This is a genomic window from Microvirga puerhi, from assembly GCF_020089865.1.
GTDB lineage: Bacteria > Pseudomonadota > Alphaproteobacteria > Rhizobiales > Beijerinckiaceae > Microvirga > Microvirga puerhi.
On the sequence record NZ_JAIRBM010000001.1, the window covers coordinates 169,225 to 183,107 of the forward strand.

13 protein-coding genes are annotated in these 13,883 nt (G+C 61.0%); 5 read left to right on the top strand and 8 right to left on the bottom strand.

The features are described from left to right. Positions 1 to 27: 27 nt before the first annotated feature. Positions 28 to 732 (bottom strand): glutathione S-transferase N-terminal domain-containing protein, encoded by a 705-nt coding sequence (locus tag K9B37_RS00815; RefSeq protein ID WP_224310901.1) that lies wholly within the window; start codon positions 730 to 732, stop codon positions 28 to 30. Positions 733 to 918: 186 nt separating this feature from the next. On the opposite strand from K9B37_RS00815, the gene K9B37_RS00820 reads away from it, so the two are divergent. The 3 genes from K9B37_RS00820 to K9B37_RS00830 all read left to right on the top strand — a co-directional run bounded on the left by K9B37_RS00820 (position 919) and on the right by K9B37_RS00830 (position 3,609). After that, positions 919 to 2,067, top strand: a complete 1,149-nt coding sequence (locus K9B37_RS00820) for an amidohydrolase (protein ID WP_224310902.1) — start codon at positions 919 to 921, stop codon at positions 2,065 to 2,067. A gap of 256 nt (positions 2,068 to 2,323) precedes the next feature. Continuing rightward, positions 2,324 to 2,917: a Dps family protein gene (locus K9B37_RS00825; RefSeq protein ID WP_224310903.1), complete on the top strand. Its 594-nt coding sequence runs from the start codon at positions 2,324 to 2,326 to the stop codon at positions 2,915 to 2,917. A 179-nt stretch (positions 2,918 to 3,096) separates the two neighbouring features. Continuing rightward, complete coding sequence (locus tag K9B37_RS00830) at positions 3,097 to 3,609, top strand: EF-hand domain-containing protein (protein WP_224310904.1); 513 nt, start codon at positions 3,097 to 3,099, stop codon at positions 3,607 to 3,609. A 349-nt stretch (positions 3,610 to 3,958) separates the two neighbouring features. Here the strand turns inward: K9B37_RS00830 and K9B37_RS00835 are convergent, their stop codons facing one another. The 5 genes from K9B37_RS00835 to K9B37_RS00855 form a co-directional block, all read right to left on the bottom strand. Next, the gene (locus tag K9B37_RS00835; RefSeq protein ID WP_224311180.1) at positions 3,959 to 4,894 is read right to left on the bottom strand and encodes a sugar-binding protein; all 936 of its coding nucleotides are present in this window, start codon (positions 4,892 to 4,894) and stop codon (positions 3,959 to 3,961) included. Positions 4,895 to 5,013: 119 nt separating this feature from the next. Continuing rightward, positions 5,014 to 6,069: an ABC transporter permease gene (locus K9B37_RS00840; protein WP_224311181.1), complete on the bottom strand. Its 1,056-nt coding sequence runs from the start codon at positions 6,067 to 6,069 to the stop codon at positions 5,014 to 5,016. Continuing rightward, positions 6,069 to 6,809: an ATP-binding cassette domain-containing protein gene (locus tag K9B37_RS00845; RefSeq protein ID WP_224310905.1), complete on the bottom strand. Its 741-nt coding sequence runs from the start codon at positions 6,807 to 6,809 to the stop codon at positions 6,069 to 6,071. Before K9B37_RS00845 ends, K9B37_RS00840 begins: the two co-directional genes overlap by 1 nt. Positions 6,810 to 6,976: 167 nt before the next feature. Continuing rightward, positions 6,977 to 7,834: an amidohydrolase family protein gene (locus tag K9B37_RS00850; protein ID WP_224310906.1), complete on the bottom strand. Its 858-nt coding sequence runs from the start codon at positions 7,832 to 7,834 to the stop codon at positions 6,977 to 6,979. A 5-nt stretch (positions 7,835 to 7,839) separates the two neighbouring features. After that, complete coding sequence (locus K9B37_RS00855; protein WP_224310907.1) at positions 7,840 to 8,853, bottom strand: aldo/keto reductase; 1,014 nt, start codon at positions 8,851 to 8,853, stop codon at positions 7,840 to 7,842. A gap of 491 nt (positions 8,854 to 9,344) precedes the next feature. Between K9B37_RS00855 and K9B37_RS00860 the strand changes: the two genes are divergently transcribed. Continuing rightward, entirely contained in the window at positions 9,345 to 10,037 is a 693-nt protein-coding gene (locus K9B37_RS00860) for a FadR/GntR family transcriptional regulator (protein WP_224310908.1), read from the top strand. Between the two features lie 84 nt (positions 10,038 to 10,121). Beyond that, positions 10,122 to 10,583 (top strand): RbsD/FucU family protein, encoded by a 462-nt coding sequence (locus K9B37_RS00865; protein WP_224310909.1) that lies wholly within the window; start codon positions 10,122 to 10,124, stop codon positions 10,581 to 10,583. Between the two features lie 5 nt (positions 10,584 to 10,588). On the opposite strand, the gene K9B37_RS00870 is transcribed toward K9B37_RS00865, so the two are convergent. Then, entirely contained in the window at positions 10,589 to 12,043 is a 1,455-nt protein-coding gene (locus K9B37_RS00870; RefSeq protein ID WP_224310910.1) for a GntP family permease, read from the bottom strand. A gap of 163 nt (positions 12,044 to 12,206) precedes the next feature. Continuing rightward, on the bottom strand, positions 12,207 to 13,718 hold the full coding sequence (locus K9B37_RS00875; RefSeq protein ID WP_439651652.1) for an alpha/beta hydrolase: 1,512 nt from the start codon (positions 13,716 to 13,718) through the stop codon (positions 12,207 to 12,209). Between the last annotated feature and the right edge of the window lie 165 nt (positions 13,719 to 13,883).

A 13,883-nucleotide genomic window follows, 5' to 3' on the forward strand; every position in this document is an offset into this window, starting at 1 on the left:
AGTGCCCGCAAGACATGCCGCGTGTCCCTAGGGACGCTTGGGGATATCGAGGCCACGCTGCACGGCCGGACGGGCAAGACCACGCTCGAGCCAGGCTGGAACATGAACGAGAGAGTCGAAGGAGACGAGTTCCCGGGCTTCGTAGAAGCCGATCAGGTTTCTCACCCAACCCAGGAGGGAGATGTCGGCGATGGTGTACTCGTCGCCCATGATCCATTGGCGGCCAGTAAGGCGGGTTTCGAGGACTCCAAGAAGCCGCTGCGATTCGGCGCGGTAGCGTTCGAGAGGGCGCTTATCTTCGATCTCGCGTCCTGCGAATTTGTTGAAATAGCCGAGTTGGCCGAACATCGGGCCGACGGCTGCCATCTGAAAGAACACCCACTGGATGGTCTCGTAGCGGAGCGCGGGATCGGACGGCAGGAGCTTGCCGGTCTTCTCGGCGAGATAGAGCAGGATCGCGCCGGATTCGAACAAGGCGAGCGGCTTGCCACCGGGGCCGTTGGGATCGATGATGGCAGGGATCTTTCCGTTCGGATTGAGAGACAGGAATTCGGGGGTCCATGTCTCGTTCTGGCCGATGTTGATGGTGTGCGGCTCGTAAGGAATGCCGAGTTCCTCAAGCGCAATGGACACCTTGACGCCATTCGGCGTGGGCAACGAGTAGAGCTGCAGGCGATCAGGGTGCTGGGCCGGCCAGCGGGAGGTAATCGGAAAGGCGGAGAGATCTGACATCCAAGACTCCGGTTGTTGGTGGGCGCCATCGGGACCGAGCAAGGCGCTGCCGTCAAGAGAAGAAAAGCACAGGGCAGCTATGCTGGTTCGACTGATCGGTATCGGGCTTTTCGGCGAGGGCTTGAGATCGTAGGAAAGCACTGGGTCCGCCCGGGAAATGGTCGGCCCGTATGGAGTGGGGTGCTCATGTTCCTGACAAACCAAGACATGGTCGAGCTGGCGGAATGGCGTCGTAAGCTCCACAGGATGCCCGAGCTCTCCGGTCAGGAGGCCGGGACCGCAAGCGAGGTAAGGGAGTTTTTGCAGGCGACGGGGCCGAACCGCATCGTGACAGGCCTCGGCGGACATGGCGTGGCGGTTGTCTATGAAGGCTACGAGGCCGGGCCGACCGTGATGGTCCGCGCCGAACTCGATGCCCTTCCGATCGAGGAAATCTCGGCATTCCCCCACCGCTCGGCCGTTCCCGGCAAAGCTCATCTGTGTGGCCATGACGGCCATATGGCGATCCTGGCGGCACTCGGGCGTGGACTGGGTCGGCAACGCCCCCAGCGTGGGCGGGCTATCCTCATCTTTCAGCCAGCCGAAGAGGACGGGTCCGGCGCTGCGGCCGTGGTGAACGACCCCAAATTTCGGGAAATCATGCCCGATATGGTGTTTGCACTTCATAATCTGCCTGGGATGCCCCTCGGCAGAGTCGCCCTCACCGAAGGGCCAGTCGCCTGCGCGTCGAGGGGCATACGGATCACCCTCACAGGAAAGACAGCTCACGCATCCATGCCGGAATTCGGGCTCTCGCCGGTCAATGCCGTCGCTCAGCTGATGCCGGCCCTGACGGCACTCGGCAGCGGTGGCCCTTTGGACGACATCTTCTCGATGGTGACGGTCACGCACGCGCGGATCGGCGAGCCCGCCTTCGGGGTAGCGCCCGGCCATGCCGAGATCTGGGCGACGTTGCGGACCTTAGTCGATGCGCGCATGGATGATCTGCGGAGCCGGGCCGAGGACTTAGTTCTGAAGGTTGCCCAATCAGCCGGTCTTGGCGTCGATATTGCTTATCGTGATGTGTTTCGGCATTGCGAGAACGCGCCTGAGGCCGTGGCGTGTCTCCGGCAAGCCTTGGACGCTGAAGGTGTGAAGCACGACCGTGGGGATCTGCCGATGCGGCCTTCCGAGGATTTCGGGCGCTTCGGCGATCATGCTCCGGCCGCCATGTTCTTCCTGGGGGCAGGGGAAGGCCACCCGAGCCTCCACAATCCGGACTATGATTTCCCGGATGACCTGATCGAGATCGGTGCTCGCGTCTTCATGCGCGCGATCCGCGACCTGCTGGGATAGGGCGGCAGCCTTCGAAGAGCATTTATCGCCGAGGAAGAGGGGCGGCAGCTGCAACGCGCCGCGGGATTAATCCCGATCTTCCGCAACAATTTTCTCGAAGAGTGGGAACACGCATCCCCTCAATCGGCTTGATCTTGCGGTCGTCTACGCCTGCAGCGTGGCGACCGCCCCTGAAATCGTCTCTTGACCGAGCTGTGACGTTGCCGGGGCACCGCCCCGAAGATCCGGCGCGTCGATGTCGAAAGGAATGGCAGCCATGACGACACCCAAACGGACCAATGAAGCCCCGGCTCCTCAGGGCAGCCAACCCTGGCTTCATCAGCATGGGCGGGAGATCCAGGCGTTTGGAACCGTGAGGCAGTTCCCGATTGGCCTGTCATACGATACGCGTCTTTATTCCTGCGAAAGGCTGAACCGGATCCTCGCCGATTCGCAAATTCTCTATGCTCTCTACAAGAAGCATCATTGGCTGATGCGTGGGCCGACGTTCTACCAGCTCCATCTGCTGCTCGATAAGCATGCGGAGGAGCAGAACAAGCTGATCGATGAGGTCGCCGAGCGGGTGCAGACCCTGGGCGGCATTGCCATCGGCGATCCCAGGCAAGTTGCCGAGATCACGCACGTTCCGAGGGCGCCAAACGGTTGCGAAGAGGTTCCGGCGATGCTCTCGCGATTGCTCGAAGCGCATGAGATCATTTTGATCAATGCCCATGATGCGGCGAAGCGCGTGATGGATCTCGGAGATGATGGCACGAACGATCTTATCGTCTCGAATGTGATCCGCACCAATGAGCTCCAGGCTTGGTTCCTCGTCGAGCACCTGGTCGATACTCCCCTCGTACGGGCCTAGACAGGCCAAAGTCCCGGAATTGGCGCCCGACGATGGGCGCCAATTCTGGCGCGAGGTGTCGGGCTGAACTGTATCCGGGCATCGACTGGCACCTTTGTCGCCGCGAGAATCCCCTCTATGATAGGGCAAGCCGTTGAATGACTTCGCGCAGGTTCCATGGCGCGAAGGAGGAGCAGTGGATGACCCTATTCCGCCCGATCCGTCTCGCCGCTCTCGTCATGGTGCTCGTTCCCTTTCAGGTCACCGCTAAGGAGGCTCCGGCTCTGCCGAAGTCCATTAGGGACGCGTCGCGCGAGCAGATCGCGGCGACTCTGCCGGCTCCCATTCTGAATGCATTGCTGAACGCGAAGAACCGCAAGCAATTCGTCGCCACGACTGTTGAATTCGCACGGGCAAGTGCTGGAAAAGATAGTGTTCTCACAGAGACCGACGCCGGAAAGCTTCCTCCTGACGATCCCCGCGCTGCGCAAATCCACTATTATCTGAGCGTCCCTTATCTCCATGACTATTACACACCGGAGAAGCTTGGCAGTCGCTCGGTCCCTAGGATCCCCGTTCGCGAGATGGGACAGGTGGCGAGAGCCATCTGGGACAAGTTCGACACCAACCATGACGGCGTCCTGACCGGAGACGAACTCGCGCCACTGCGAGATGCACGAGGTACTCTCACGAGCGGGCAACCGCCGCTGTAAAGGGCCAATATCCGGAGATTGGGCCGACTCGGCCCTACTCGACGAGAAGTCGCCGGCCCGCACTTGCACACCGGGGAGGGCGTCCCTATATCAGCCCTATCCCAGCGGACATTCTTGTGGACTGCGGAGCGGTGGGCGTCACCGCCAAGCTTCGCTGCGGTCGTGCCAGGACGGATGTAATCCGGCGCGGCCTGTTCCTGCGCTCGCCTGACGATGCGAGCGCCCGTCTGGTATCCAATCAGCCCAGGCCCGTAGCAGGCGCGGCGTGAGACGTGGAAAGCGTCCCGCCCGTTCGCCCCGGAGCCTGGGCTTTTCCTTTCCAGGTCGGTCCGATTTCCCGAACCTCCTGCTATTTCAGCATCGAGGCGACGTTTTCCTTCGTGACACGGTCGATGCCCGCATAGACGATGTCGTCGACCTTCTCGCCCTTCTTGAGCTTCAGGAGAATATCCATGGCCTTTTCGCCCATCTCGTAGGGGCGCTGCCCGACGAGCGCATTGGCGTAGCCATCCCGCAGCAGCTCCAACTGCACCTTCAGGGTGTCGGCCACCACAAGGGTGAACTTGCCCTGATCCATGGCAGCCTTGTTCTTGTTCACGAAGCTCTTGTAGGCCTCGGGGACGAACATCGGCCAGCCGCCCACGGGGATGATTGCCCCAAGGTCAGGATTGGCGGTCTTGAGATCCTGCATTTGTTGGACGGCGAGCGCGAGATCGTCGTTGCAGTAGGTCGGCGAGCCGGACACCTCTGTCCATTTCGAACCCTTCAGGGCATCCCGCACGCCTTCGACGCGCTCCTTCAGGTTGGCAGCGGCGGGGCCACCCGACACCATCGCATACTTGCCGCCGTCGGGACGCAGCTTCAGGAGCTCCTCGCCGAGAGCCCGGCCCATGGCACGGTTGTCCGTGCCCACATGCGCTTGGCGCACTGAGCCGGGAGCGTCCGCATCGAAGGTGATGACCGGAATGCCAGCGTCACGAGCCGCCTTGATCACGCGCACTGCCGCTGCTGCATCCGAGACGGAGATGGCAATGCCGTCCACTTTCTGGCTGATGAGATCCTGAATGATCTGCACCTGGCTCGCAGGCTCGTGTTCGACCGGACCTTTGTAGATACACTCGACATTTCCGAGCTCCTTCGCCCGCTTCATGCATCCGTCGCGGGAGAGGTCGAAGTAGGGATTGTTCATCGCCTTCGGAACGATGGCGAATTTATAGGTCTGCTGTGCCATCGCGGGGGCGGTCAGCACTGCAATCGTGGCAGCAGCAAAGATCAGTCGCTTCAACATGTTCTTCCTCCTGGTTGGCTTCGCTCCGCGACCGGAGTCTCATGGTCGGCTTCTGGCGGCCGCTATGCCTCGTTATCCTCGTCGGCAGGACCCTGCTTGGGCGAGGATTACGGGGGTCAAGGCGTCATCCGCATGGTCCTCAGGCGATCGACGAGCACCGCGAGAATGATGATGCAGCCCACGAGCACGATCTGCCAGTAAGCATTGATGCCGGCGAGCACGAGGCCGTTGCGGATCACTTCGATGAGGAGGGCGCCGATCACCGCGCCGGCCGGCCCGCCGACGCCTCCGGTGAGGTTCGCGCCCCCGATGACCGCTGCCGCGATGATCGTCAGTTCATAGCCCGTAGCGAGGTTCGCCGGAGCAGAACCGAGCCATCCCACCATGAGAATTCCCGCAAAACCTGCCGAGAGAGCACATAGGACGTAGACCGCAACTTTCACGCGCTCGACGGCGATGCCCGTCAGTGCAGCCGCCCGCTCATTCCCGCCAAGTGCAAAGATATGACGTCCGAATGCGGTATGATGCAGCACAACGCCGACGATCACGGCAAGAACGAGAAGATAGATGATTGCGACGGGGATGCCGCCCAAATTGCCATCGGTAATCGCATAGAAAAGGTCGACATCGGGCCCGGTTGGAGCCTGTCCGCGCCCTTCGGTGACCGCATAGGCAAGACCGCGCACGATCGACAGCATGCCAAGTGTTGTGACGAAGGGAGAGAGACCGACGCGGGCGATGAGAAATCCGTTGGCCAAGCCGATCAGGAGAGCGACACCGAGGCCCGCGCCCAAGGACAAAAGCATCCCAGCCAGAGGAATGCTGTCGAGCACAGTCCCGTTGACGGCTTGCATGACGATGGCGCAGATGATTGCCGAGAGGGCCATAGTCGACCCGACGGATAGATCGATGCCTCCCGTCACGATCACAAGCGTGACGCCCAGCGTCACAATGCCCACGAACGAAAAGTTCTTCGCCACATTCGCGAGGTTGCCTGAGCTAAGGAAGGCCGGACTCAGGAGCGACATGACGACCATGATCACTACGAGAGCAGTCGCGACGTAGGCCGTCTGGCTGGCGAAGAAGCCACGGCGCCACCATGGAGCGCGTCCCACATTCGAAAAATCGTTGTCGTCGGCTTTAGCGTTGGTCACGGAAGACAGGTCGCTCATCATGCCGCCTCCTTGGCGCCTGTGATCAGAGCCGTGACCTCCTCGGGACTCGAATCGCCTATCGGTTTGTCGGCGACCTTTACGCCACGCCGCATCACCACGACGCGTTCGCAAACGGAGAAGACGTCTGGCATGCGATGCGAAATCAGAATGACGGCGATTCCTGCATCCTTCAACCGATGGATCAGATCCAGGACCTCTGCCACCTGCCTGACGGAAATTGCGGCCGTGGGTTCGTCCATAAGGATCAGCTTGGCCTTTGCCAATCGCGTGCGGGCGATGGCCACGGCCTGCCGCTGGCCACCGGACATGGCTCTGACAAGATCGTCAGGTCGTGTTTCGGACTTGAGTTCGCGAAAGAGTTCTGCCGTTCGTCGGTTCATCGCCGCATGGTCAAGGAACGCGAACGGTCCAACCCTTCGCTTGAGCTCCCGGCCGAGAAAGACATTTGCGGAGGCAGTCAGGTTATCCGCAAGGGCAAGGTGCTGATAGACAACCTCGATCCCCACCGAGCGGGCGTCGATGGGCCTCGCGAAATGCACCTCGCGGTCTTCGAACAGGATCCTGCCATGGGAAGGCGGGAAATTGCCCGCAATGATCTTCACGAGCGTGGACTTTCCTGCGCCGTTATCCCCCATTAAACCGACGACTTCACCGGGCCTGATCGTCAGGTTCACCTGCGACAAGGCCCGAATGGCGCCAAATTCCTTTCCGACATTTTCTAGGATAAGGAGTGACAAGGCCGGTTCCCTTCCCTGAAAGCTTATTCTTGATCTTCAAAGCGTTTGCGCGCAACCGGATATGAGTATGAGACGAAGGATGGCATCATCTGCGCCTTCGGCCGCGGCAGTCGCAAGCCAGCTTCGATCGCGAGCGACGAAGATTCCGGGCGTCTCATGTATGATCGTCAGCATCGCATAGCTCGATCTTGATATCGCTGTCGGTTCTCGCCAAGTCGATAAAAGGCAAGGGCGTTTAGGCCGAAAACGGCCTCGTGATATTCTGCTGGAACGAAGTCCATGCACATGGCGAGCCAGTCGCCATACTCGCCCGCAAGGCGCAGAACCGGCCAGTCGCTGCCCCACAGAATGCGATCTGCCCCGAAAAGATCGAAGAGGGTCTCCACATAGGGTCGAAGCGCTGCCGCTTCCGGTCTTTGTCCCGCCTCCGTCAACAGGCCGGACAGCTTGCAATGGACGTGCGGCAGGGCCGCGAGCCGCGCCATGTCGGACCGCCAGTCGTGCATGTGACCGCTCGCGATCAGCGGCTTGGCACCATGGTCGATCACGATGGGGAGGTTCGGATGCCGCTTGGCAAACGCCGTCAGTGCTCTCAGATGCGGTGGCATCACCAGTGCATCGAAGCAGATCTGATGGCGCTTCATTGCCGCGATCGCGGGATTGAGCGCGGGATCGTCGATCCATCCGATATCCGCTATGTCCTGCAGCATCGGACGGAGGCTCTTGAGCTTTGGATGTGCAGCAAGGCGCGTGATCTGGGCCGGGGCCTCTTCCTTTTTTAGATCGACCCATCCGACAACGCCTAAAATGAACGCATGCTGATCCGCAAGCTGCAGCATGAACTCCGTATCGTCGAGAGACGAGAGGGACTGGACCAGTACTGTGCCGTCGATGCCATTGGCCGCTAGCAGAGGCTCGAGATCGGCTGGCAGGAAATCACGATGGATCGCCGCGAGCTTGGGCGGAGGCCATTGGCCGATGCGATTGCGCATCAGCCAGAAGTGCTGATGAGAATCGATCCGCATGAGGTTCATCCTTCCTCGGTCGGCACAGGCGCGTTCTCCGCCAGCAAACCTTGCTCCTTCAGAGTCTTCCAGAGCTGCGTCGGAACCGAGCCTTCAAACCAGGCGACATTCATCCGAAGCTGATCTGCCGTGCGGGCGCCTGTGGCGAGGGATATGACGGCCGGATGAGCCATCGGAAACCGAAGGGCTGCTACGGGTAAAGGCACGGCAAATTCGGCGCAGAAGGCCTTCAGGGCATGAAATCGTTCGACGATATCGGCAGGGGCGTCTTCGTAGTTGAACTTGTTATTGCCAACCAGGAGGCCGGAATTGAAGGGTCCGGCGATGACGATGGCATTGCTCGCGCGGGCGCATTCGTCGAGCAGTGGAAGGCTTGCCTGCTCCAGCAACGTATAGCGGCCGGCCAGCATGGTGACGTCGAGGTCGAGTTCCTGCATGGCATCATGAACGACCTCCGTCTCGTTGACGCCGAGGCCCACGGCCGTCACACGGCCGTCACCTCGAAGCTCGGAGAGCGCCTTGAACCCCCCGCCTTTCGTGAGCTGCGACCAAAAATGCTCGTGCCGATCCCGGTGCGTATAGCGTCCGATATCATGAATGTAGAGAATATCGATCTTGATGATGCCGAGGCGCTGCTGGCTGTGCTCGAAGGAGCGTAGGACGCCATCATAGGTGTAGTCAGGAGTGGGGCGAAAGGGCAGCGGCCGGATCCAGCCGTTCTCGTCCGCGCTGATTGTCTCGTCCGGTACCATGAGCCGACCGGCCTTGGTGCTGACGACATAGTCCCCCCGCTCCCGTTCGCAGAGCAGGGCGCCAAGGCGTCGTTCGGAGCGCGTGTAACCATAATAGGGAGCCGTGTCGAAGTGGCGAATGCCGGCATCCCATGCGGCGGAGATCGTCTCCTCGGCCTCGGCAAAGCTGGTGGTGTGATAGAGGCCGCCCATCGGTGCGGTGCCGAGACCCAGGACGGTGAGGCTCAGGTTTCTACGGGGCAGGGATCGGCGGTCGGAGGCTTTCATGGACTGCCTTGTTGGAAGAGTGTGCGTCACGCGGGATAGGGTAGGTGTGGAGAGGGATGCCGGCCGCTCCGGGTCCTTCGCGTTCCGCCTCCATAGTCGGCATCATGTCCGCAATGATAAGTGTCACGATCTCTTCGACCTTCGGACGAGCATGGAGTGTTCTCGATCATCGTTGCCGATGGCTCGAGGCGTTGGCCGAGACAGGCGAGACGATCCTGCATCGTTCCTCCCGGTTTCGCTCTGGTGTCACCAGGCCAGCTCATTCTGCGCGGGCTTCTTCGGGTTCGGAGGCGATCAGGCCGTCCGAACAGGGGGATTATGTCCCCATCGTCAAATTGGTCAAGCCAATTTGGTCGGCACGGACGAGTCGGGCCCGATTGAGTATTGGCCAGGTGTGCCAATGCCTCTCGATAAGTCCAATTGTCATGCCAAGTGCAACTATCTATGGTAAGGCCAATTGTAACCATTCCTTCCGCATGCAACCATTGGCCATGTCGAGTCAGATCAAGCAGGTCGAGCCCAGGCGCCTCTACCAGCAGATCGCCGATCAGATCCGTGGGCTGATCCAGAGCGGGCATTTCCCGCCGGCAAGCCGCCTGCCTGCGGAGCGTGAGCTCGCGCAGCAGCTTGGTGTCTCGCGGCCGTCGCTTCGAGAGGCGCTGATCGCGCTTGAGATCGACGGCACCGTTGAGATCCGGTCAGGCTCCGGCGTCTATGTCTGCCCCATGGCCGGACGGGCTGGTAGCATGATGGGTTCCATGGGGGAAAGTCCCTCGGAGCTCATGCAGGCCCGCGCCGTCGTCGAAGGCGTCGTTGCGATGCTTGCCTGCGCACGCATGACGCCAGAGGGACTCTCGGCCGTTCGGGAAACCATTACGGCGATGCGGACGGAGATTGCGAGCGGCCGCGATCCGCTTGAGCACGATCGCCGCTTCCATCTCACGCTTGCGGAGCTCTCTGGCAACTCGGTGCTCGCGCGTATCGTCCGTGACCTGTTTGACGAACGTCACAGCCCTCTTTCGACACAACTCAGCGTGAGATTCGACAACCGCAATACCTGGTCGATCGCTCTCGCAGAACATGAGGTCATCTATGCAGCTCTGGAAGCATCGGATCCCCTTCTGGCGCAATCTGCGGTGCATACGCACCTTCAGGCATCGAGGAGGCGATGGGTCGGTGATTGATCGCGGTCCCGTCCAAGGCGATTGTGGTCGCTAAGCGGCGCCTTTCTCGACTACGTCCATGGCCTCACTCACAAGGAACTCGTCGTGCTGAAATCGCTTGATCCGGTTCTCTCTCCAGACCTGCTATGGGTCCTCGCCTCCATGGGGCATGGTGATGACTTGGCGCTGGTCGATGCCAATCACCCGTCCGCAACGATCTCGCGCGCGACCACTTCCGGCAGACTGATCGTCCTGCCCGGCTTGCCTATGGCGAGAGTCGCCCGCGCGATCCTGAGCGTCCTGCCTCTCGATACATTCGTACCGGATCCTGTGCGGCGCATGAAGGTAGTGGATGACGAGACGGCTGTTCCAGCTGTGCAGGCGGAAGTGCAAACCGAGATCGATCGTGCAGCCGCTAAGTCTCTTCCTCTCGTGGGGATCGAGCGCTTCGCGTTTTATGATGCTGCCAAATCGGCCTTCGCGGTCGTCCATGTGGGCGATCCGCGGCCTTACGGCTGCTTCCTGTTCCGCAAGGGTGTCATCGCAGGTGATGCGCCAAAGATATGACTGGGCTAAAAAGAGCCGAATGTTGCCCCGAGCGCGATCACGGCGACAAGAGCCAGCAAAGAACTGACGATACCGACCATCACGATGTCGAAATAGCTTTCGCGATGCGTTGCTCCGCATAGGGCCAGAAGGGAGACGACGGCGCCGTTATGCGGCAGGATGTCGAGCGTGCCCGACCCGAGGACAGCAATGCGGTGGAGAAGCGCCGGATCGATTCCGAGTTCGGACGCTATTGTCAAATAGGTATCGCCGAGCGCATCGAGCGCAATAGTCAGTCCGCCTGATGCCGAGCCGGTCAAGGCCGCGAGTATATTCGTCGCGACGGCCAGCGAAACGAGAGGGCCGCCTTCTATCGTCAAGACCCAGTCGCGCACTGCAGCGAATGCGGGAAGCGCGGCAATGACGGCTCCGAATCCGACGAGGCTCGCAATACTGAGGGCTGGGAGCACGGATGCGTTCGCACCCGCATCCATGCTTTCACGAAGGGAGGGGATGCGGCGATGGTGAAGGCCGAGGAGAACGAGGATCGCTGCTGCAAGAGCAACCACGACCGACCACACCCCTGCGACGGCAGACAGAGAGACGCCGCCCCAGCGCTCCTCCGCCAGGAACGAGACGTCGAGCCGGGGCAGGATGACGAGCGACATCAGGAGGTTGACCGAAACCACCACGACGAGCGGCAATGCCGCCAGGAAGATCGGAGGAGGCGCGGGGCTCGACCGGCCGTGGCGGATCTCAGCGGGATCGAATTCACGCGCCGTCGTCACGCGCTCCCGGACCGTCTCGTCGTGGATGACGACACCGAGAGCAGGATCTGTCCCCTCGCCATATCCTTCGCCGGCACGGCGGGCCGATGCCTCGGCCCGGCGAAGCCACCATAGCCCCACGCCGAACATGATCGCCGCGGCGATAAGGCCGAGTCCAGGAGCGGCGAACGGCGTCGTGCCGAAGAACGGCATCGGGATCGCGTTCTGGATTGCCGGTGTACCGGGCAGCGCCGTCATGGTGAAGGTCGAGGAGCCGAGGATGATCGCAGCTGGCGCCAGTCGGCGCGGAATGTCCGCAGCGCGAAACAGAGCCTGCGCCATCGGGACAAGTACGAAGAAGGCCACGAACAGGGAAACGCCGCCATAGGTCACCAATGCACCCGCGAGCACGACGGCGAGGACCGCCCGATCCTTCCCGAGCCGCACTGTCATGAAATCGGCGATGGCGGTCACCGCGCCACTATCGTTCATGAGTTTTCCAAACAGCGCCCCGAGAAGGAAAAGTGGAAAGAACTGCGCCAGGAAGCTTGCAGCACTGCCCATGAAGGTCTGTGTCCAACTTGCGAGCAGAGGCTCTCTCGCGAAGGCGGCCGCGACGAGAGCAGCAGCTGGCGCGAGCAACAACACGCTCCAGCCGCGAAAGGCGAGCCAGACGAGGAAACCGAGACCGAGGAGGATGCCGAGAAATCCCATGGGATCATACGTTCTCCAGCAACCGGCCGATATCAAGCGTCGACCGTGATCCGATATGGCGACCAACCGAAGCGCTAGACCTTTCTATTCCAGACCCATTGCGATGGAAACGCAACCGAGATGTCTGTGACGATCGAAGCACGGTTAGCTTGTTGTGACCCCCTCATTGAGGACGAGAGGCGTCGATCGCCTCCGATACGCGATGCTCGATGTAAGGATAGAACGGGTTCGAGGAGATCCTCACGATGGCGTCCAGAGGGACGACCAGGACGCCACGCTCCCCACGTGGGCTTAAGGCGCCGAGATTGACTCCATAACTCTCCCGCATATCCGGCTCGGAGCCATAGAGTGGGTCCGTCACGGGGAAGGGAAGTGCCACATGAGAGAGGGAGAACGACGTCGGAGGATAAGATAGATCGAGCGGAGCGATCATCTCGGTCGTACTGCCGCTCTCGGTCGTGCGTTCGATCGCCGTGACCGAAGAGGGATCTGAATTGGTGATCACGGAGGTCCGAAAGGCACGCGGTGCGGCGGGAAGAAGCCGACCGATGACGGTCTCCGCAGACTGGCTTACCAGGGGGCCGAGCTTGGCAGATCGGTTGATGTCGAAGAGCGTCAACTCGCTTCCGTTGGCTGGGAGGCGGGCATAGAGACCGGAAATGACGGCGCGCGTGCTTACGGTGAAGTCGACAACCGATTGAAACGTATGGATGGGCGGAAGGCGTCCCAGGGAGCCGGTCTCCGCTGCGCGATTGATCTGTCCCTGAAGGACCTGGGTCACGAGATACGATTGTCGGGCGCCGTTCACCGGAAAGGAATTGTATTTGAAAGGGTTGAATTCCGGCAGGATATCGAGCCAGGCCGCCTTGGCGAATGCAGGAAAGAAGGCCGGCCAGCCAGCAATGCCGGCAAATCGAGCGAACTGCGTAATGCCGATCATCGGCGAGATGAGCACGAGCCGTTCTGGTCGGGGAAGGCGTTCATCGTCGACGGCATCGAGCGCGTACTTGACGGCGAGTGCACCACCATTCGAGAAGCCAATGATATGCAGTCGATGCTGCGGGCCCGAGCGCCGCAGCGCCTCTCGAACGGCCAGACGGGTCGCTGCCATCCAATCTTCCCATTGCACTTCGGTCAGGCCGGCAGGGACCGTGCCGTGGCCCGGCAGACGGATCCCGATGGCGACGAAGCCTTTACGACGATACAGATTGGCGAGATGCCGCAGGCTGTAAGGGGAGTCCGTGAGGCCGTGCAGGAACACAGCCGCTCCGGCCGGTGGGCCGTCTGGCTCCATGATGTAAGAGCGGTTCCAATTGGCCGAAAAGTGCCCTGGATAAACAGGGCTGCCTGGGAAATAACGGTTGAACGGCACCCGTTCGTCATCATCAAGCTTTTGGCTAACCTCCTGCTCTACCTCGGCAAAAATGCGCTCCTCAGCACGAAGATAATCGGCCCAGGTCGCATTATCGATCTCCTTTGCACTGAGCTCGCCCGGGATGAATGTGTGCCAGGGCTCGAGAGGCGGAGAGCGAAAGGCATCCCAGGCGCGATAGGAAAGGCCGACCACAAGAAGCAGTCCGACCATGACCGTTACGATGCCGACACCGACCACGATCCATTTCAGCAGAGAATTGGTGATGAAACGCGTGGCGCGACGGTAGGGCTGGGGGCTCATGACCATGTCATTTTGTTGCGCTTGGTCAGGATTATTGCACTGCCTGGAGCCCGGTGCCACCATGGAAGTGAACGCCTCAGCCGAAGGACGTCATGCTCCGTGGAATGAATGGCCGTGTAGTGCCATCGTCGACGCGACCTCTGGCAGGCGTCTCGGCGTCGGTGC